16 protein-coding genes are annotated in these 19,450 nt (G+C 60.0%); 7 read left to right on the forward strand and 9 right to left on the reverse strand.

From position 1 onward, the window contains the following. Positions 1–328: 328 nt before the first annotated feature. A complete protein-coding gene (locus HRH33_RS07530) occupies positions 329–631 on the forward strand; it encodes a DUF2288 domain-containing protein (RefSeq protein ID WP_167416461.1) in 303 nt (100 codons plus the stop codon). A gap of 241 nt (positions 632–872) precedes the next feature. Here the strand turns inward: HRH33_RS07530 and HRH33_RS07535 are convergent, their stop codons facing one another. The 3 genes from HRH33_RS07535 to HRH33_RS07545 all read right to left on the reverse strand — a co-directional run bounded on the left by HRH33_RS07535 (position 873) and on the right by HRH33_RS07545 (position 6,024). Further along, positions 873–3,050, reverse strand: a complete 2,178-nt coding sequence (locus HRH33_RS07535) for a hypothetical protein (RefSeq protein WP_167416462.1) — start codon at positions 3,048–3,050, stop codon at positions 873–875. Positions 3,051–3,255: 205 nt separating this feature from the next. Continuing rightward, positions 3,256–5,520 (reverse strand): putative bifunctional diguanylate cyclase/phosphodiesterase, encoded by a 2,265-nt coding sequence (locus HRH33_RS07540; RefSeq protein WP_167416463.1) that lies wholly within the window; start codon positions 5,518–5,520, stop codon positions 3,256–3,258. Between the two features lie 138 nt (positions 5,521–5,658). Further along, a complete protein-coding gene (locus HRH33_RS07545) occupies positions 5,659–6,024 on the reverse strand; it encodes a YkgJ family cysteine cluster protein (protein ID WP_034137283.1) in 366 nt (121 codons plus the stop codon). Positions 6,025–6,278: 254 nt separating this feature from the next. Here HRH33_RS07545 and HRH33_RS07550 point away from each other — a divergent pair, with 254 nt between their 5' ends. Beyond that, the gene (locus HRH33_RS07550) at positions 6,279–7,625 is read left to right on the forward strand and encodes a spinster family MFS transporter (RefSeq protein ID WP_034137284.1); all 1,347 of its coding nucleotides are present in this window, start codon (positions 6,279–6,281) and stop codon (positions 7,623–7,625) included. A gap of 120 nt (positions 7,626–7,745) precedes the next feature. On the opposite strand, the gene rapA is transcribed toward HRH33_RS07550, so the two are convergent. Next, positions 7,746–10,592 carry an RNA polymerase-associated protein RapA gene (gene rapA / locus HRH33_RS07555; RefSeq protein WP_034096306.1) on the reverse strand — a complete coding sequence of 949 codons (2,847 nt, stop codon included), beginning with the start codon at positions 10,590–10,592 and terminating at the stop codon, positions 7,746–7,748. Between the two features lie 218 nt (positions 10,593–10,810). Here rapA and HRH33_RS07560 point away from each other — a divergent pair, with 218 nt between their 5' ends. After that, positions 10,811–11,152, forward strand: coding sequence for a hypothetical protein (locus HRH33_RS07560; RefSeq protein WP_034137285.1), 342 nt, complete (start codon positions 10,811–10,813; stop codon positions 11,150–11,152). On the opposite strand, the gene HRH33_RS07565 is transcribed toward HRH33_RS07560, so the two are convergent. The 3 genes from HRH33_RS07565 to HRH33_RS07575 all read right to left on the reverse strand — a co-directional run bounded on the left by HRH33_RS07565 (position 11,149) and on the right by HRH33_RS07575 (position 13,761). After that, the gene (locus HRH33_RS07565; RefSeq protein ID WP_167416464.1) at positions 11,149–12,330 is read right to left on the reverse strand and encodes an aminotransferase class V-fold PLP-dependent enzyme; all 1,182 of its coding nucleotides are present in this window, start codon (positions 12,328–12,330) and stop codon (positions 11,149–11,151) included. The genes HRH33_RS07560 and HRH33_RS07565 overlap by 4 nt on opposite strands. Further along, positions 12,327–12,797 carry a RidA family protein gene (locus tag HRH33_RS07570; protein WP_094064715.1) on the reverse strand — a complete coding sequence of 157 codons (471 nt, stop codon included), beginning with the start codon at positions 12,795–12,797 and terminating at the stop codon, positions 12,327–12,329. Before HRH33_RS07570 ends, HRH33_RS07565 begins: the two co-directional genes overlap by 4 nt. A 91-nt stretch (positions 12,798–12,888) precedes the next feature. After that, positions 12,889–13,761 carry a LysR substrate-binding domain-containing protein gene (locus HRH33_RS07575; protein ID WP_123480512.1) on the reverse strand — a complete coding sequence of 291 codons (873 nt, stop codon included), beginning with the start codon at positions 13,759–13,761 and terminating at the stop codon, positions 12,889–12,891. A gap of 133 nt (positions 13,762–13,894) precedes the next feature. On the opposite strand from HRH33_RS07575, the gene HRH33_RS07580 reads away from it, so the two are divergent. After that, positions 13,895–14,056 carry a hypothetical protein gene (locus HRH33_RS07580; protein ID WP_094064713.1) on the forward strand — a complete coding sequence of 54 codons (162 nt, stop codon included), beginning with the start codon at positions 13,895–13,897 and terminating at the stop codon, positions 14,054–14,056. A 143-nt stretch (positions 14,057–14,199) separates the two neighbouring features. After that, complete coding sequence (gene ccoM, locus HRH33_RS26500) at positions 14,200–14,316, forward strand: cytochrome c oxidase subunit CcoM (protein WP_034137290.1); 117 nt, start codon at positions 14,200–14,202, stop codon at positions 14,314–14,316. 155 nt (positions 14,317–14,471) lie between these two features. On the opposite strand, the gene HRH33_RS07585 is transcribed toward ccoM, so the two are convergent. Both HRH33_RS07585 and HRH33_RS07590 read right to left on the reverse strand, forming a co-directional pair. After that, complete coding sequence (locus tag HRH33_RS07585) at positions 14,472–15,947, reverse strand: inorganic phosphate transporter (RefSeq protein ID WP_034096310.1); 1,476 nt, start codon at positions 15,945–15,947, stop codon at positions 14,472–14,474. Positions 15,948–16,258: 311 nt separating this feature from the next. After that, the gene (locus tag HRH33_RS07590) at positions 16,259–16,459 is read right to left on the reverse strand and encodes a hypothetical protein (RefSeq protein ID WP_034137291.1); all 201 of its coding nucleotides are present in this window, start codon (positions 16,457–16,459) and stop codon (positions 16,259–16,261) included. Between the two features lie 562 nt (positions 16,460–17,021). Here HRH33_RS07590 and pcaR point away from each other — a divergent pair. Both pcaR and pcaK read left to right on the forward strand, forming a co-directional pair. Continuing rightward, positions 17,022–17,864, forward strand: coding sequence for a pca regulon transcriptional regulator PcaR (pcaR, locus tag HRH33_RS07595; protein WP_003189296.1), 843 nt, complete (start codon positions 17,022–17,024; stop codon positions 17,862–17,864). A 145-nt stretch (positions 17,865–18,009) separates the two neighbouring features. After that, positions 18,010–19,350: a 4-hydroxybenzoate transporter PcaK gene (pcaK, locus tag HRH33_RS07600; RefSeq protein WP_034096312.1), complete on the forward strand. Its 1,341-nt coding sequence runs from the start codon at positions 18,010–18,012 to the stop codon at positions 19,348–19,350. Positions 19,351–19,450: the final 100 nt, after the last annotated feature.

Below are 19,450 nucleotides of genomic sequence, written 5' to 3' on the forward strand. Positions count from 1 at the left end.
TTACTGTTGTATTTTTTATAGTTCTGGCGGCCTTGTGAGCTGCTGAACCGGATCGGATATCTCGGATATCCCCCCGGCAACCGCCTGGCAACTGTACCGGTACAGTGTAGAGCGCCGGTTGATCGCTTGAAAAGCTGGCTGCCAGGGGCAAATCCGGGGGTGTCGCTTAAATGAAAGAAAAAGACAGAATTGCGGCGGGGTAATGCCTGTATCTCGCGCATTCCTTGGCTTTCCTAACACTTTCAATCGATGAAGCATTTGCAACCGGGTTTTTCTGCCTGAAGCGTGACGCTATGATTGCGCCGATTTTTTCTTCAGGTGAACTCCCATGACGCAAGAACCTAGCACCCTCTATGCCAAGCTGCTCGGTGAAACCGCCGAAATCTCCTGGAAGGAGCTTGAACCGTTCTTTGCCAAGGGTGCCCTATTGTGGGTCGACTCCTGCCTGGATTTGATCGAGGCCGCTGAGGGAATGGCCGAGGACAATCGCGACAAAGTCGCTGCCTGGCTGGCCGCGGGCAGCCTCGGCGAAGTGTCTGCGCCGCGGGCATTGGACTTGGTGGAGCGTGATCCAAGCCTATGGGCGGTGGTGGTTTCGCCGTGGATTCTGATCCAGGAAAGGGCGTCGTAAGAAAACTCTGCACGAGAATGGTGCGTACTTTCGGCTCGCAGAAGTGTGTAGCGGAGTAACCGCTGGCGGCGTGATGGCATCTTGCCGTAGAGAAAGGTCACAGCCGAGGGTGACGTGCACGTCACGGGAACAGTTTCAGAGGGCTAGGAAGGCCTGGGCAATTGTTTCCAAGTATGCCAATGAAATGAAGGCCTTCATTCAAAGCGCCATCGCGGACCCGCCGCGATGGCATCGCCTCACGTCAGCCGGTCTTGCCGGTATGGTTGTTCAACGAGATCACCTTGGTCTTTCCGATCCGGTGACGGTAAATCTCACGCAGGTACTTGATCGCCTTTTTCACGCAATCCCGTGACAGGCGAATGTCATTGATCGACACGAACTTCTCTTTGTCGTTGATCAGCTCGCGGTACTTCTTCTCGTACATCGGTTTGATCGCGTACCAGTTGGTATCGAGGATCTTCGCCGGGTTTTCAAACTCATTGAGCAACTCGTCGATACGTTCTTCGTCGAAATCCTCGTGGATGATGAAGTCCAGGATCGAGTTGTCCAGGGTGTCGTCGAAACGATACGGATTGCGCGCAAAGCAGCGTTTGATAAACGCCACTATCAAAGTGAGGAAGTCGTCCGACAGGCACGGGCTCTTGGCGATCAGGGTGGTCAGCGACAGGTTGGCCGACGCGCCGATCACCAGGGCATAGCGCTTGAGCGTGGTGTTGGGGAACAGGCTGTTGAGGTGAGTCTTGAGCCGATTCAGGTCCATATAGGACAGCTTGTAGTCCTTGGGCAGCGAGACGATCGACACCACCGACGAGCAGTTCTTGAAGAAGTGCAGGTCGTGCAGCGCCGCCGCGTCATAGCCGGAGTTCTTGTATTGCTCCAGCGACGCCTTGTAACGCTTGGATTCGATAGGCAACAGGCTGATGCCTTCGATGGCCTGGGTGACTTTATTGAAGTGCGGCAAATCGATGGAGCGGAAGAACAGGTCGTCGATGTTCAGGCGCTGGGGTTCTTTTTCGAACACCTTGAACTTGTCATTCGACGGCGCCGGGGTTTCCGGGACCACGGATTCGGCGTAGGCAATCGCCACCGGGCCGGCCAGGCTCATAAACAGGTCGTTGGCATCCAGGCGAATGGTTTCGCCGATGTCGATACCGGCGCGGCGGAAGTAGTTCTGGTCGTAGTCGGTGGTCACCGCCTGGGCCGTGAGGATGTTGAAGATCTGCTGGGAGATGTACTGGTTGGCGTGTTTCTCCATGGCATTGACATCAATGTTCTGGATATTGCCGTCGTCGCTCTCTTCGGCGTAACGCATGATGTCGTTGGAGATCAGCATCATGGCGTTCCACGGCCGGATGCGGCCCTTCACGCTGGCTTCGCTGCTATCTTCATTGGCGAAGTTGTACGAGAAGTCCCATTCTTCGGAAAGGTATTTGCACAGCAGGCGCCCGGCGTTGATGTGCAAGGCTTCGGACATTTCGCTGCGGTGGTCGGAAATATTCGGCAGTACGCAAATGCCGCTGGTGAAGATCGGCTCGAATACAAAGGCATGTCCGCTCTTGCTGTCGTGCTCGTCGGCGGGTTTGGTGTCGAACGTTTTGTTCATATACGAGTGTTGTTGGGCCAGGCCGAATTCGGACGCCATCCCCGAGCCGGTGCCGCCGCCGGCGCTGAAAATCGAAAAATACAGGCGCGACTGGTTGGCTTTGATGCCGCAGGAGTCGATGAGGTACGAGTGGATCATCTTCCAGTCGGGGCTGGAGAAACGCTGGGTATCCTTGTTGAGGATGATCTTGGCCAGGTATTGGCCGAGGATCGGGGCGTTACCGGCGCCGCCGGCATGCACTTCCGACAGGTCCATGATTTTCATTTTGCTGTAGTCGCGCAGGAAGCCGCTCTTTTCGTTCTTGCGCGAGAAGCGGATGCGCCCGGCGATGTCCTTGTCCAGATCGCCCAGCATTACCAGCGGTTCCACCAGGAATACCGGTTTGCTGGCCTTGCCGTTGCCCAGGCGCAGGTTATTGCGAATCCATTGGGCTGGGCTGTAACCCTTATCGATCGACTTGTCTTCGGTGCTGAATTCGTTCAGGTAAAACTTGCGCGCGTTGTATACCAGCTCTGCCACATCCAATGCGATGTTCGAACCGCAGCGGCCCAGACCGATCAGGCACACCGAGGGGAATTCCTGCTCGCTGTGCTGCTCGCCATCGCCTTCGGCGTGGGGCGGGCGCGGGAACACCATGTCGCGCAGGCCGTCGAGGTTATCGAGGATGCGGTCGGTGTTGGTTTCGGTGAAGTACAAATACTGCTGAGTGGCCAGCGCGGAGGGGGTGCTCAATGACTTTGAACCTGAGGTTTTTTCCGCAGGAGCTGTGAGCAACACGTCGGATACCACGTTGGCAGAGTTATTTTTAGAAGTCATTGTGCGCCATGTGCCTGGGCGGATGGCTGAGGTGAATCAAAAGGCCATCACGGAATGGGAGTTCGCGACTTTACAGTGCGTCCTTGTCCTGCGCCGTTGAACTTGAGGCTGAAGCACTCAAGAAAACGCTACTGCGGACTCTGATGAATCGGCCGTTCGTCGGCGATCTTTAGGGAAATGATGGCGAACTGCCAAAGATCGATAGTCAGCGGATGGGCCTTACGATCGAACTCGCGCCGCTGCGGCTGGGCGAAGGCTCCTTCACATGCGCTGACTCCTTGCTGGCGACCGCACGCATCCCGTGGAGGGGGTTGCGCCGCTCGATGCCCTGAACCACACCAATGATGTCACTGACGGCCACCGCCGGGCTTAACAGGTAGCCCTGGATAAAGTCGCAGCCCAGGCCATGCAGCAGTTCGAATTGGCTCTGGGTTTCCACGCCCTCGGTCACCACGTGAAGGTGAAGGGTATGGGCCATGCCGATGATCGCCTGGACGATCTCCAGATCGGCGGTGGACTTGGGAATGTCTTGGATAAACGAGCGATCGATCTTCAATGTGTTGAGCGGCAAGCGTTTGAGATAAGCAAGGGAAGAGTAGCCGGTGCCGAAATCGTCAATGGCCAGTGACACGCCCAGTGAGCGAATTTGTCGCAGTAGCGCCAAGGTGCTGCTGATATTGCCCATCAGCGCGTTCTCGGTCACTTCCAGCTCCAGGCGATTGGCGGCCAGGCCGCTGAAGCGCAGGGCATCTTCGATTTCATCCGCCAGTTCATCCCGCGCCAGGTTCAGGGCCGAGCAGTTCACCGAGAGGGTCAGGTCGGTGTAGCCCCGGTCCGTGAGCAGGCTCAGGTCATGACAGGCCTGGCGCAACACCCAATGGTCCAGCTCGGCGATCAGGCCGTTGTTTTCGGCAATCTCGATAAACCGATCGGGCGCCAGCAGCCCATGCTGTGGATGCTGCCAGCGCACCAGGGCTTCCAGGCGACTGACTTTGCCCAGTTTCATGTCGAAGATCGGTTGGTAGAACAGTACCAATTGGGTTCCCGTGCGCAGGGCGTTGCGCAGTTCTTCTTCCAATTGCAGTTCGAGAGTGGCGCGGGTCTTCAGGTTGGAACTGAAGAAATTCAGGCTGTTGCGCCCCGCATCTTTGGACTGATATAGCGCCAGGTCGGCAGTTTTGAGCAGTTCCTCGCATGTCTGGCCGTCATCGGGAAACAGGCTGATGCCGATGCTGGTGGTCATCACCATCCGACGGCCAGCCAGTTCCACCGGTTCTTTCATTTTTTGCATGATGCGCTGGGCCAGATGCCGCGCTTCGTCGCGGTGGTGAATGCTGATAAGGATGCAGAACTCGTCGCCGCCGAACCGGGCGACCACGTCGGCATGGCTGCGCACCGAGCTTTTGATATGGCTGGCCAGCACTGTCAGGAGCTGGTCGCCGGCGTCATGGCCAAGGCTATCGTTAATGCGTTTGAAATGGTCGATATCGAGGAAGATCACCGCCATCATGCCGTGGGTGACCGTTTTTTCCGCGACTTTCTCCGCAAAGATCTGGTTGAACCCGCGACGATTGAGCAGGCTGGTCAGCGCGTCGTAATGGGCCACCTGCTGCAACGAGGCGCGGGCCTGATCCAGTTCGCTGAGCAATGCGTTGACCCGGCGCAGGTCGCGTTCCTTGTGCTGCAGCTTCTTATCCGCCAGGGCCGCGCTGATGCTGCTGCCGATCACCAACAGCGTGATGACGGCCACGGAAAGGCCCAGTTGGATAGGGTTGTTGTCCAGTCGCAGCGAAAGGTCCGCACCCGTTGGCACCATCAATTGCAAGGCCGCCATGCCGGTGAAGTGCATGCTGATAATGCCCGCCCCAAGCATCAGGCTGGCCGCGTATTTGAGCAATTGATGGAAGATCCCGGCGCCGGTGCGCAGATAACTCGACAACAACAACGCCGCCAGGCTGGCGCCGATGGCGATCCCGATGGAGCCCAGTAGCAGCCATGAGTCGAAATACATTTGGGCTTGGGAGCGCATGGCCGACATGCCGACGTAATGCATCAAGGCAATGCCGAGGCCCATCCACACGGCTGCCAGCAGGTACTGATGCAATCGCACCGTCGTGTGACTGAGGGTTTTCATGGCGAACAGCGAAGCGACGAGGGCGATCAGCAGAGATGCGAAGGTCGTCAGCAGTTCATAGTGGATCGCGATGGGGGCCTGGAAGGCCAGCATGCTGATGAAATGAGTCGACCAGATGCCGCCAGCCAGGCAACCGGCGCCGAGCCAGCGCCAGTGGCGGCGGGCAGTGGGGTCTTCGACATGGCCGACCCGTTCGGCCATGTCCAGCGTGCCGAACCCGGCCGCGCAGGCGACCAGATAAGCCAGCAGCACCAGGAATGGGTTATGACTGCAGTTGAGTAATAAGTGCCCGTTCGCTGGAAGGTCGGTGAAAAAGTGCAGACCTAGCCATTCCATAGCATGTCCCGTCATAGCGTCACGTCACTGCCTTCGGCGATGACCTATGAGGTCGAGTATAGAAGCCTCGCGGGATTTTCCATGGCTAATGGCACTTTGCTCTGAACCGTTTCGGCATGCTGCCCATAGCGTTTGATGCTAAGCGCTGATGGGCAGGTCCAATTCGAACGGTGCTGGCAGCGGCGCCAGGCCGAACGCAGCGCGCGCAGCATCGCAGTCGACGTTCTGCACGCCCTGGCTCCAGGACGATTCGAACTCGCGGCACACACTGGAGCGTTGTTCATAGATGGTGCACCGGGTGCCTTCTCCTACCTGGCCTACAAGGCTGCAGCAACGCGCGGGTTTTTGATCGGTGCCGATCATCGCCACGCGGGTGGGGTTGATCTGTACCACCAGATCATCGGGCACCGTGCCCCCCGACGAGGCGCACTCGCCCCAGAAGAACGACACGCGAAAATAGGAACAGCAGGCACCGCAACTCAGACACGGACTGGCTTCGGACATGGGCGTCATCGATACGAAAAGTGGGATAGGGGCACTACGGGAAGGCTCGCCATTCTATCCACGCCATCGCCGTTGGGAAGAGGGGGGCGCATATATATTTTGCGTGGGTTAAGTCCCGCAGCGCCGGGTGAAATTACGTCCTATCAGCTTTACGAATCATTACAGACAACCATCGCCAGCGTGACTATGTTGCAGGAACCTGAGCAGGATGCAGCGGGCATCGCAGCTCTCATAACAATAAAAGAGACGGACCCATGCAGAACTCGACCCAAGCGGCGAATGCCTGGCGCATTCTGTTCCTGCTGTTCCTCGCCAACCTATTCAACTTCTTTGATCGCACCATCCCGGCGATCATCATCGAACCCATTCGCATGGAATGGCACCTGAGCGACTTCCAGCTCGGCATCATCGGCACCGCCTTCACCATCGTCTATGCCATCGCCGGCCTACCCCTCGGGCGTCTGGCCGATACCGGTTCGCGCAGCAAATTGATGGGCTGGGGCCTGTTTGCCTGGAGCGGGCTGACGGCGGTCAACGGCCTGGTGGGCAGTTTCTGGAGTTTTCTGCTGGTGCGCATGGGCATCGGCATCGGCGAAGCCAGCTACGCACCGGCCGCTAACTCGCTGATAGGCGACCTGTTCCCGGCGCACCGCCGCGCCCGTGCCATGGGGATCTTTATGCTCGGGCTGCCACTGGGGCTGTTGCTGGCGTTCTTTACCATCGGGGCGATGGTCAAGGCGTTCGACAGCTGGCGCGCGCCGTTCTTTATTGCCGCAGTGCCGGGGCTGATCCTGGCGGTGTTCATGTTCTACATCAAAGAGCCCAAGCGTGGCGCGGCCGAGGCCGTGCAGGTGTCCCAGACGCGTGTCGACCGCCCGATCCGCCGTGTGCTGGCGGTGCCGACGTTCCTGTGGCTGGTGTTGGCCGGGCTGTGCTTCAACTTCGCGACCTACGCGTGCAATTCGTTTCTGGTGCCGATGTTACAGCGCTATTTCCTGCTGCCGTTGCAAGACGCGGCGGTAGCCACTGGGGTTATTGTCGGTGTGACCGGCCTGGTCGGCCTGACCTTGGGCGGTTGGGTGGCCGACAAGATTCACCAGCGGATTGCCAATGGCCGGCTGTTGTTCGCCGCCTGCAGCCTGATTATTTCCACCGTCACCACCGCTTGGGCGCTGCACGCCGGGCGCATTGAAATCGGCGTATTTGTCGCGTTGTTCAGCGTTGGCTGGTTGTTTGCGTACAACTTCTACACCTGTGTCTACACCGCGATTCAAGACGTGGTGGAGCCGCGCCTGCGGGCGACGGCGATGGCGCTGTTTTTTGCTGGGTTGTACCTGCTGGGCGGCGGCATGGGGCCGATTGTGGTGGGCGGCTTGTCCGACTACTTTGCCCATTCGGCGATGTACGCGGACGGGGCGCAACAGATGACGGAAGCCTACAAGGCCGTGGGGTTGCACGACGCCATGTACCTGATTCCGGTGGCGCTGTTGTTGACGATGCTGTTTCTGTTCCAGGCCTCGCGCAGTTTTGTGCGGGATGCCAAGCGGATGAAGGAAGGTTTGAGTGCGGTTGAAGTGCCGGCTGTTGCCGCGACCGCTTGAGACTGAGGTGATGCCATCGGGGGCAAGCCCCCTCCCACAGTTGACCGAGTTGTCATGTCGATCACAGATCAATGTGGGAGGGGGCTTGCCCCCGATAAGGTCACCAGGGCAGGAGAGTCATCAACCCGCCACCAGCACCCGAATTGCTTCCAGGCGCAGCGCGGCTTTGTCGAGCATGGCCAGGCCTTGCTCGCGTTGCTGGCGCAGGGCAACCAGTTCGCTGTCGCGCACGGTCGGGTTGACCGCTTGCAAGGCGGTCAGGCGCGCCAGTTCTTCATCGGTATCCGCCGCCAGGCGACGTTTGGCTTCGGCCACGCGTTCGGCGTGGCGCGGGGTGATCTTCTCTTCACCGGCGTTGATGCGCGGGGTGAGTTGATCGCGCTGGGCCTGTACGAACTTGTTGGCGCTGGCCCGTGGCACGCTTTCCAACTGATCGTTAAGGGTTTCGAACGACACGCGACCGGCCAGGTCGTTGCCATTGGTGTCCAGCAGGCAGCGCAGGGCGGCCGGTGGCAGGTAGCGACCCAGTTGCAGCGAGCGCGGTGCCACCACCTCACTGACGTACAGCAGTTCAAGCAGCACAGTGCCGGGTTTGAGCGCCTTGTTCTTGATCAGCGCCACGGCGGTATTGCCCATGGAACCGGACAGCACCAGGTCCATGCCGCCTTGCACCATCGGGTGTTCCCAGGTGATGAACTGCATGTCTTCGCGCGACAGCGCCTGGTCGCGATCGTAGGTGATGGTCACGCCTTCGTCGTCGCCCAAAGGGAAACTGGCGTCGAGCATCTTTTCGCTGGGCTTGAGGATCAGTGCATTTTCCGAATGATCTTCGCTGTCGATACCGAACGCATCGAACAGGGTTTCCATATAGATCGGCAGTGCGAACTGATCGTCCTGCTCCAGGATGGCTTCCACCAGCGCATCGCCTTCACCCGCGCCGCCGGAGTTGAGTTCCAGCAGGCGGTCGCGACCGGTGTGCAGTTCCTCTTCCAGACGCTCGCGCTCGGCACGGGCCTCGTCGATCAGCGCTTGCCACTCGCCATCGTCAGCGTTTTCCAGCAGCGGCAGCAGGCGCGGGCCGAACTGATGCTGCAAGGCGTTGCCGGTCGGGCAGGTGTTGAGGAAGGCGTTCAGCGCTTCGTGGTACCACTGGAACAGACGCTCCTGCGGGCTGGTTTCCAGGTACGGCACATGCAGTTCGATCACATGTTTCTGGCCGATCCGGTCCAGACGGCCGATCCGCTGCTCCAGCAGGTCCGGGTGGGACGGCAGATCGAACAGCACCAGGTGGTGGGCGAACTGGAAGTTGCGGCCTTCACTGCCGATTTCCGAACAAATCAACACCTGGGCGCCGAATTCCTCATCGGCGAAGTAGGCGGCGGCGCGGTCACGCTCAAGAATGTTCATGCCTTCATGGAACACCGTGGCCGGAATACCGGAACGCACGCGCAGCGCGTCCTCCAGGTCCATGGCGGTTTCGGCGTGGGCGCAGATCACCAGGACCTTGGTGCGCTTGAGCATTTTCAGCTGGTCGATCAGCCACTCGACCCGTGGGTCGAAACGCCACCAACGGTTTTCTTCGTCGATATCCGGCTGCGACTGGAAGCTGACTTCCGGGTACAACTCGGCGTGCTCGCCCAGCGGCAATTCGAGGTATTCGTCCGGGTTCGGCAGCGGGTAGGCGTGCAGCTTGCGCTCCGGGAACCCCTGCACCGCGGCGCGGGTGTTGCGGAACAGCACACGGCCGGTGCCGTGGCGGTCCAGCAGCTCACGCACCAGACGGGCGCTGGCATCGGTGTCGCCATCGTTGACGGCAGTGAGCAGCGCTTCGCCTTCGTTGCCGAGGAAGCCGTGGATGGTCTGGTGTGCGGCCGGCGACAGACGACCCTTGTCCAGCAGTTCCTGCACGGCTTCGGCCACCGGGCGATAGTTTTCGCTCTCGGCACGGAAAGCTTGCAGGTCATGGAAGCGGTTCGGATCAAGCAGGCGCAGGCGCGCGAAGTGGCTGTCCTGGCCCAGTTGCTCCGGGGTTGCGGTCAGCAGCAGCACGCCGGGAATGACCTCGGCCAGTTGCTCGACCAGCGCGTATTCCGGGCTGACCTTGTCTTCATGCCACACCAGGTGATGGGCTTCGTCGACCACCAGCAGGTCCCAGCCGGCGGCGAACAGCGCGTCCTGGGCTTTCTCGTCGTCCACCAGCCATTCCAGGGCCACCAGTGCGAGCTGGGTGTCTTCGAAGGGGTTGGTGGCATCGCTTTCGATAAAGCGTTCTTCGTCGAACAGCGCAACCTGCAGGTTGAAGCGGCGGCGCATTTCCACCAGCCATTGGTGCTGCAGGTTTTCCGGGACCAGGATCAGCACGCGATTGGCGCGGCCCGACAGCAGCTGGCGATGGATCACCAGGCCGGCTTCGATGGTTTTGCCCAGGCCCACTTCGTCGGCCAGCAATACCCGCGGCGCGATACGGTCAGCGACTTCACGGGCGATATGCAGTTGGTGCGCGATAGGCTGCGCACGCACGCCGCCCAGGCCCCACAGCGAAGATTGCAGTTGGCGGCTGGTGTGTTCCAGGGTGTGGTAGCGCAGCGAGAACCAGGCCAGCGGGTCGATCTGCCCGGCGAACAACCGGTCGCTGGCCAGGCGGAACTGGATGAAATTGGAGAGTTGGGTTTCCGGCAGGGTGACCTGCTCGTTCTGCCCATTGAGGCCGTGATACACCAGCAGACCGTCGACGTCGTCGACTTCCTGCACGGTCATTTTCCAGCCTTCGAAATGGGTGATGGAGTCGCCCGGCGAAAACCGCACGCGGGTCAGAGGCGCATTCCGTAGCGCATACTGGCGGGTGTCGCCAGTGGCCGGATAGAGCACGGTCAACAAGCGGCCGTCCTGTGCCAGAACGGTGCCTAACCCCAGCTCTGCTTCGCTGTCACTAATCCAGCGTTGCCCCGGTTGATACTGCTGCGCCATGCTGCCTGACTCCCGCCGTGAAAAAGCCGACTATCTTAACGGAACAAGGTCCACCGCCCAAGGACTCTGACAAAAACTACGCCGTTTGCATGCCGCCTTGGGTGCTGAATCGACGGGTGGCGGGCACTTGCGAGTGTCGACTGGGTCACAGCTTCGAACCGTGGCGCTCAAGTCGCTCCGCACTACGCCGACAGCCTGAGATCAGGAGATGAAAACTTATGCTGCCACCCATGTTGCCCGTCAGTGTTGTGCCGGTCACGTCACAACTCGATCCGGTGCGCCAGAAGCCGGATATCCCGCCCGTGGTGCCCGTGCAACAAGGCTCCAACGAAAGCACGATCGACCTGAAAAAGGGCGATGCCGAACAATCCACTTTTCTGCTGCGCGAAGAACAACGTCGTCAGCAGGAACAGCAGAAGCGTCGGCGCGAGGCGGATGAAGATCCCGAGCAGCACCTGGCCATTCCCGGCGATGTGCTCAACGCTGACAACACCGTGCCGGTAGTGCCACTGATTGAAGACGCGCCGCGCCAGGGCCTTTGGGTGGACGTCGAAGTCTAGCGGCGCAGCGCCCGCAGGGCGTTTAGCAGGACCTCGATATCGCCATCGTCGTTGAGCGGGCTGACGGAGATGCGTGCAATGCTGGACAGGCCCCGTGCCTGCATGTCCAACGGAGTGTAGGCCACACCGTTGGCGCCAATGTTGATGCCCTGCAAGCCCAACCGCCGTTTGAGTTCGAACCCATCCCAGTCGTCGAGCGTGAAGGCGATCAAGCCCGATTGATGCTCGCCCAAGTCATGCAAAGAAATACCCGGAACCTCACGCAATGCCTGGCGGATTCTGGCACTTAGCTGCGTAACCCTTTCCCACACGCGCTGAACCCCAAGCCGGTTCATCTCCTGCAACGCATTGCCCAATCCGGCCAATAAGGCATAGGACACTTCGCTGGTTTCAAACCGCCGGGCGTCGTCGCGCAGCTCGAAACCTTCGGCACCCCACGGCGCGGAAAACACGTCGCGCTGAGCCGGGTTCAGGCGCGGCAGGAATGCCGGTCGCACATACAACAGTGCCGTACCCCGTGGTCCGCGCAGGTGCTTGCGCCCGGCGGACTTGAGTACATCGCAGTGCAGTGTCTGCACATCCACCGGCAGTTGGCCGACGGCTTGGCCGGCATCGATAAAGTAGGCAATGCCATGGCGCCTCGCCACGTCGCCGATGGCCTGGGCAGGGTTGATCAGGCCACTGTTGGCGGGCAGCCAGGTCAAGTCGATAAGCTTGACCCGTTCATCGATCATCGCCGCCAGCGCCAGCGGGCACACGGCGCCGCTGGCATCGCAGGGGATCACCTCAATGCGGGCGCCCGCTTGCACGGCCACTTGCATGCTTGCCAGGTTGCCGCCCCATTCATGCCGCCCCACCAGAATCCTGTCCCCCGGTTGCCATGGGCCGAGGGCCTGGAATGCCAGGTTCCAGGCACTCGAGCCGCTGCTGGCGAAGGCGATGGAGGAGGGTGGGGCGTTGAGCAACTGCGCGGCGGCGCGCCGGGCATTGTCCGCCAGCGCGGCACCCTGCTCGCCGGCTTCCATCGGACCGTCGTGGGCCTCGCGCTGCAGTTGCTCGATGATGGCGTCCAGGGTTGCCTGGCTGGGTAGGGACGCGCCTGCATGATTGAAGTGCACCAGGCCCGCTTGGCAGCCCGGTGTGGCCTCGCGCAATTGGCGGATCTCCTGCGGACTCATGGCCGCACCTCGAAGATCGCGTCAACCTCCACCGCCACGCCGGCGGGCAGGCTGGCCACGCCCACCGCAGTGCGCACATGCCGGCCCTTTTCGCCAAGAACGTTGACCAACAGGTCCGACGCGCCATTGGCCACTGCGCCTTGGCGTTGAAAATCGCTGCTGCTGGCAATGAACACCCCCAGGCGCAGGATCCGCACCAGCCGCGACAAGTCATCGCCCAGGGCATCGCTCAGTTGCGCGAGCAGTCCCAGGGCTGCCAGTTCGGCCGCCTGAATGCCTTCCTCATCGCTGAGGGACTCGCCCAACCGGCCCACATAAGTAGGCTTGCCGTCCACCAATGGGATTTGCCCGGAGATAAACAGGTGCTGGTGGCTGACAACGTGATTGATGTAGTTGGCAATCGGCTGGCTGGGGGAGGGCAGCGTCAGGCCCAGAGCATTTGCGCGGGCGCGGAGGGAGTTGCTCATGATCAAGCCTCTTATGAGTGGGAGGCGTGAGCATGTTGGTCTTGATCGACAGCGACAAACGGATAGATCTCACCCGACGTATCGAAATAACTCACGCGTCGGTGCAGGCGTCCTTCAGCCACGCGACGAAGGATTCAGCCGCTGGGCTGATGCCGCCTTGCGGGGCGATCAGCCAATAGCCGATGTCGCTGTGATAGGGCGGCCAATCGAATGCCGGCACCAGGCTGCCGTCCTGCAAACGGCGTTCGATCAAGCGGTGACGACCCATGGCAATGCCTTGCCCGGCCACAGCGGCTTCGACCACGATGTTGTAGTCGTGCAACAACACGCGGGGGTGTGGCTCAAGGTCCACATGGTAATGCGCGGACCAATCGGTCCATTCGAACGGTCGGTGCGAAGTGGCCATCAGCAATGGACCATTGGGCACCTGGCTGGCCTTGAACGCGGGGCTGCACACCGGGGAGATCACCTCGGTCATCAGCCGGCTGGCCTGGACGTCGGCCCAGTCGCCTTTGCCGTAGCGGATGGCCAGGTCGACTTCGGCGGCGGCGACGTTGGCCAGTTGAATGGCCGGCAGCAACTCAACCTGAATAAGCGGGTAGCGGTTGAGAAAACCGGCCAGACGCGGGGCCAGCCACAGAGTGGCGAATGAGGCCAGCAGGCCTATGCGCAATACCGTCGTGTGCGGCGCAACCCGTTGCGCGCGGGTGGCGGTGGCGATTGCATCGAGGGCCGGGCGGATAGTGTCGTAGTACTGTTGGCCATCAGCGGTCAGATCAATCGCACGGGTGCGTCGGATAAACAGCGCTTTACCCAAGTGTTGTTCGAGTTTCTGCACTTGATGACTCAGCGCGCTTTGGGTCACCGACAATTCGGACGCTGCCTTGATAAAGCTCAAGTGCCGTGCCACGGCTTCGAACGCGCGCAGCGCCAGCAACGGCGGAAGGTCTTTGTGCAGTGCCACCTGAATGCACCTCGAACGGTTGGGCAGAAGCGCCGATTTTGGTCGATGGCCTGCCTTTTGTCGTCCGCTGATTTGCCGTGGGGCGGGGTTGGCCGCATTATTGGGGCATTCCCGCAACCACAAAAGCCAAGCCATGAGTGATGAACCCAAGCTGATCGACCTGAATGCCGAACGCGCCAAGCGGGTGCATGACCTTAACGAGAAACGTCTGAATGAAGTTCGCCAGGCATTCGAACAGGCCATGCCCCTTGGAAAAGCCAAGAAGAAACCGAAAAACAAACCTAAAAAGCGTTGAAATGGCCTGCATCTATTGATGCAGGTCAGTTATTTCCCTCCTTTACGCCCCGTCGCGGGCGACATTGATCCCCGTCAATTTTCCAATGTGCCTTCTCCATTAACTTAGCCCCATCGCAACAGGGCAAGCACAGGAGGCCGGTCATGTTTATCGATAATGTGGTGTTTGCCGGAGTGCTGACGGTCAGCCTCATGGTGTTGTTCTTTGTAGGGTTTGGAATTTTTATCTGGAAAGACTCGCATAAGCGTAAAAAACCTTAAGTCTTTCCGGATTACATGAGCACGCAAGGCATTTTGGGCGACTTCGGTCGCCCTTTTTTTTTGCCTGTTATTTAAGCCTGGCATTAATGCGCAGCCATAAAAAAAGGTGCGGTCCTCCTGCGAGGCCGCACCTTTCTTTATTCAGCGCAGGGTGATCAGCTACCCAGCGCCTTGGACGCCAGCCAGAACAACCCGGCCGACAACGCCACCGTCGCCGGCAAGGTCAGCACCCAGGCCATCAGGATGGTCTTGACCGTGCCGCCTTGCAGGCCGCTTTTGTTGGCAACCATGGTGCCGGCAACGCCCGACGACAGCACATGGGTGGTCGACACCGGCAGGCTGAAGATGTTGGCCAGGCCAATCATGCTCGCCGTGGTGATCTGCGCCGACATGCCTTGGGCGTAGGTCATGCCTTGCTTGCCGATCTTCTCGCCGATGGTCAGCACTACGCGCTTCCAACCGACCATGGTGCCCAGGCCCAGGGCCAATGCAACGGCCAGGATCACCCAGAACGGTGCGTACTCGGTGGTGGCGGTCAGGTCTTTGCGCAGCTTGTCGAGGTCGGATTTCTCACGGGCATCCAGGCCTGGCAGCTTGCCGACTTTCTTCGCGGTGTCGTCCAGGCAAAGCAGGTAGCGACGCACTTCGATACGTTGATCGGCGCTCAGCGAATGGTAGTCGGACACACCTTTCAAGGTGTTGACCAGCGCGTTGATGGTCGGCTCGGTCTGTTGCGGGTTGCACTGGAACTTGCCCGGCAGGTCGTCCTTCATGCTTTTGCCCAGGGCCAGGAACTCGCCGAGGGTTTCGTTATTGCGCTGATAGAACTGACTCAAATGCACGGTGGCGTCGCGGGTGCGTTCGATCTGGTAAGTGGTGCTGCCCAGGTCGAGAACGAACTGCGCCGGCACGATACCGATCAGCACCAGCATGATCAGGCCGATACCCTTCTGACCGTCGTTGGAACCGTGCACGAAGCTTACGGCCATGGCCGAGATCACCAGTACCAGGCGGTTCCAGAACGGCGGGTGCTTCTTGTCGTCGAGCTTGCGGCGCTGGTCCGGCGTCTTGTGCATCTTCGACAGCGGGCGCCACCACTTCAGGCCGATCAGCACCAGGGCCGCGACCAGGAACCCGGCCATTGGCGAGAACACCAAGGAGGCACCGATATCGATCGCTTTCTGCCAGTTCACACCGTCAGCCAGGGGGATATCGTTGATCAGTGCGTTGGCCAGGCCGACACCGAGGATCGAGCCGATCAAGGTGTGGGAACTGGAAGCAGGGATACCGAAATACCAGGTGCCGAGGTTCCAGGTGATCGCCGCCGCCAATAATGAGAAGACCATGGCCAGACCATGGCCGGTATTCACATTGATCAGCAGCTCCACCGGCAGCAGATGCACGATGGCGTAAGCGACACCCACACCGCCGAGCAACACGCCGAGGAAGTTGAACACCCCGGAGAAGAACACGGCCAGGTGTGGCGGCATGGCTTTGGTATAGATGACTGTGGCCACCGCGTTAGCGGTGTCATGAAAGCCATTGATGAACTCGAAGGCGAGGACAAAGGCCAGGGCGAGCAACAGGCTCACTAGAACCCACGCATCCAGTCCGCTGAATAAATCGATCATGAAGGTTTTCTGACCCGGTCGTAAGGGGGCGCGATTATGCCAGAAAACCTCGGTAATCGATGCACTAGCTGCTCATCGGTAACATTCATCAATGAAAAAATACCCAGGGACGGCGTGTATCCCAGGGATTCCGGGGCTTTGGCAAGTGTTTGATTTATAAAGCAGAGGGCGTGCGAGGAGGGGGAATGTCACCAAAATGTCATATCGGAAACATTTGTATGAAATTTTACTGGAAGTGGTGAGGTACCAAGGAGCCGGCTGCTAGCCATACGCCAGCAGCCAAGGCCACACCCAGGCTGTAACCGAATCGCTTATGGCTCTTGGGCCTTGAGTTCCTGTTCTATCTTTTGGATTTCCTGGGCAAACGCCTGATCCAGCAGGCTGGCGCGCTTGCGCCACGGTTTGCGCTCAGGTTCAGGCTGGGCGGCGTAGGTGGTGACTTCCCCGCCGTAAACGTCCTTGTAACGTTGTTCCTGGCGCTCAAGTTCCGCGCGCAGTTCATCTTTCGTCACATTGTTACCTAAATGAGTTGAGTGTATTTAAGTTCAAGCGTCATGCCTGATGGCCGCCCCGGATTGTTCAAAGTTGAACCGTTGTCGTGTTCAAGTTTGAAAATACAGAAGACAGACCGTGGCGGTCATTTCAGGCAAGTAGTTGCGCTCGGTCATGCACTGCCTGTGCACGGTTTCGGGCCCGCTTGCGCTAGCAACGTCGAATGGGCCTGAGCACAGGGTGCATTATAGCCGCGCATCTGAATAACACTATCGGCATAGAGTTAAAAAGCTTCAAGGATGTGTGAACATCTTGTGATACCCGCGTGTGCGTATTAATAAAAGTCTGGCGTCAGAAAGTCCGCAACTGCTTTAACGGCGAAGATCGTTTTGTATAACTTTGCGCAGCATCATCAGGTTTGAGCGCTGGGCCTGCCGGGGAGGAATACAACGAGTTGCGATAATCGAATACCCGTTCGATAATCGCCCGGCGTCGTCGCCCCAAGCTTGTATCGCGCGGCCGGCGCGGCTTGTAATACCGGGCAAACCTCCCCTGCGGCTGACAATAAGAGAAGGCATCGAGATGAATGATCAATTGCGCAATTCTTTCGCGTCCGTAGCCCCTCCGATCGTTGCCTCGCCGGCAAAACGCATCCAGGCGTTTACCGGTGATCCCGACTTTATGACCTCCCTGGCCCGCGGCCTGGCCGTGGTGCAAGCCTTCCAGGAGCGCAAACGCCACCTGACCATCGCCCAGATCAGCCATCGCACCGAAATCCCGCGTGCCGCCGTGCGCCGTTGCCTGCACACCCTGATCAAACTCGGCTACGCCACCACCGACGGGCGTACCTATTCGCTGCTGCCCAAGGTCCTGACCCTGGGCCACGCGTACCTGTCGTCCACGCCGCTGGCGGTATCGGCACAGCCCTATCTGGATCGCATGAGCGAGCAACTCCACGAAGCCTGCAACATGGCGACCCTCGAAGGCGATGACATCCTCTATATCGCCCGTTCGGCCACCACTCAGCGCCTGATCTCCGTGGACCTCTCCGTCGGCGGGCGTTTGCCGGCTTATTGCACCTCCATGGGGCGCATCCTGCTGGCGGCGCTGGACGATGCGTCGCTGCAGGACTACCTCGACCACGCCGATCTGCAAACCAAGACCAGCCGTACCCTTACCACGCCTCAAGCCTTGTTCGAATGCCTGCAACAGGTACGTCAGCAGGGCTGGTGCATCGTCGATCAGGAGCTCGAACAGGGCCTGCGCTCCATCGCCGTGCCGGTGTATGACGCCTCCGGCCAAGTGCTCGCGGCGCTGAATGTGAGCACCCACGCCGGGCGGGTCAGCCGCAGCGAGCTGGAGCAGCGTTTCTTGCCCAGTATGCTCAGCGCCAGCCGCGAGCTGAGTGCGCAGCTGTTTGCCTAAGTGTTCGGTGACCGCACAGATCCCGGTCTAATCAATTGACGGTGTTTCCCCCGGCTTATTAATGTGCGGCAGCGCTGTTCCAGCGCCCTTTAATAAGAATGACGGCCCCAGGCCGCCAGCCCGCCATCGGTGTGGAATAAAAATAATGAATCAGCCTTCTGTCGGTACTTCTCTGGACGTGCAGTCCTTTATTAATAGCCAGCCACTGTCGCGCTATCAGTGGCGCGTGGTCATTCTGTGTTTCCTGATCGTGTTTCTCGATGGCCTCGATACGGCGGCCATGGGCTTTATTGCGCCGGCTTTGTCTCAGGACTGGGGCATCGACCGCGCCAGCCTTGGCCCGGTGATGAGCGCCGCGCTGATCGGCATGGTGTTCGGTGCCCTGGGCTCTGGCCCGCTGGCCGACCGTTTCGGGCGCAAAGTCGTGCTAGTAGGCGCGGTGCTGGTGTTCGGTGCGTTCAGCCTGGCTTCGGCCTACAGCAGCAGCGTCGATCAGTTGCTGGTGTTGCGTTTTCTCACCGGCTTGGGCCTGGGCGCGGGTATGCCCAACGCCACCACCTTGCTCTCCGAATACACCCCTGAACGCCATAAGTCGCTGCTGGTGACCAGCATGTTCTGCGGCTTCAACCTGGGCATGGCCGGCGGCGGGTTTATCTCGGCCAAGCTGATCCCCGCGTTTGGCTGGCATAGCCTGTTGTTGATCGGCGGCATTCTGCCGTTGATCCTGGCCGTGGTGCTGCTAGTGTGGTTGCCGGAATCGGCGCGTTACCTGGTGGTACGCAACCGTGGCACCGACAAAGTGCGCCGGACCCTCTCGCCCATCGAACCCAATCTCGTCGCCCAGGCCACCCATTTCAGTGTGCCCGAACAAAAAACCGTGAAGGCACGCAACGTGTTCGCGGTGATCTTTTCCGGCACCTACAGCGCCGGCACCTTGTTGCTATGGCTGACCTACTTCATGGGCCTGGTGATCGTGTACCTGCTGACCAGCTGGCTGCCCACCCTGATGCGCGACAGCGGGGCGAGCATGGAGCAGGCCGCGTTTATCGGCGCGCTGTTCCAATTCGGCGGTGTATTGAGCGCGGTCGGCGTGGGCTGGGCAATGGACCGGTTCAACCCGCACAAGGTCATCGGTACGTTTTACCTGCTGGCCGGTGTGTTTGCTTACGCGGTCGGGCAGAGCCTGGGCAACATCACGTTACTGGCAACCCTGGTGCTGATCGCCGGGATGTGCGTCAACGGCGCGCAGTCGGCGATGCCTTCCCTGGCGGCGCGCTTCTACCCGACCCAGGGCCGCGCCACTGGGGTGTCGTGGATGCTCGGCATCGGGCGTTTCGGCGCGATTCTCGGGGCCTGGATGGGCGCCACGCTGCTGGGCCTGGGCTGGAACTTCGAGCAAGTGCTCACCGCCTTGGTGATTCCCGCCGCACTGGCCACCACTGCGGTTGTGATCAAAGGCATGGTCAGCCATGCCGACGCGACCTGATCGATAGCCTGCCAACAATCAGTTCGATAATCGAACGCTTAGTCGATTATCGGATTGTTCGGCCCATTTGCCCGGCTTAATCTGCAAGCACTCGGCGCGC

Source organism: Pseudomonas rhodesiae, from assembly GCF_013285305.1.
GTDB classification, from domain to species: Bacteria; Pseudomonadota; Gammaproteobacteria; order Pseudomonadales; family Pseudomonadaceae; genus Aquipseudomonas; species Aquipseudomonas rhodesiae.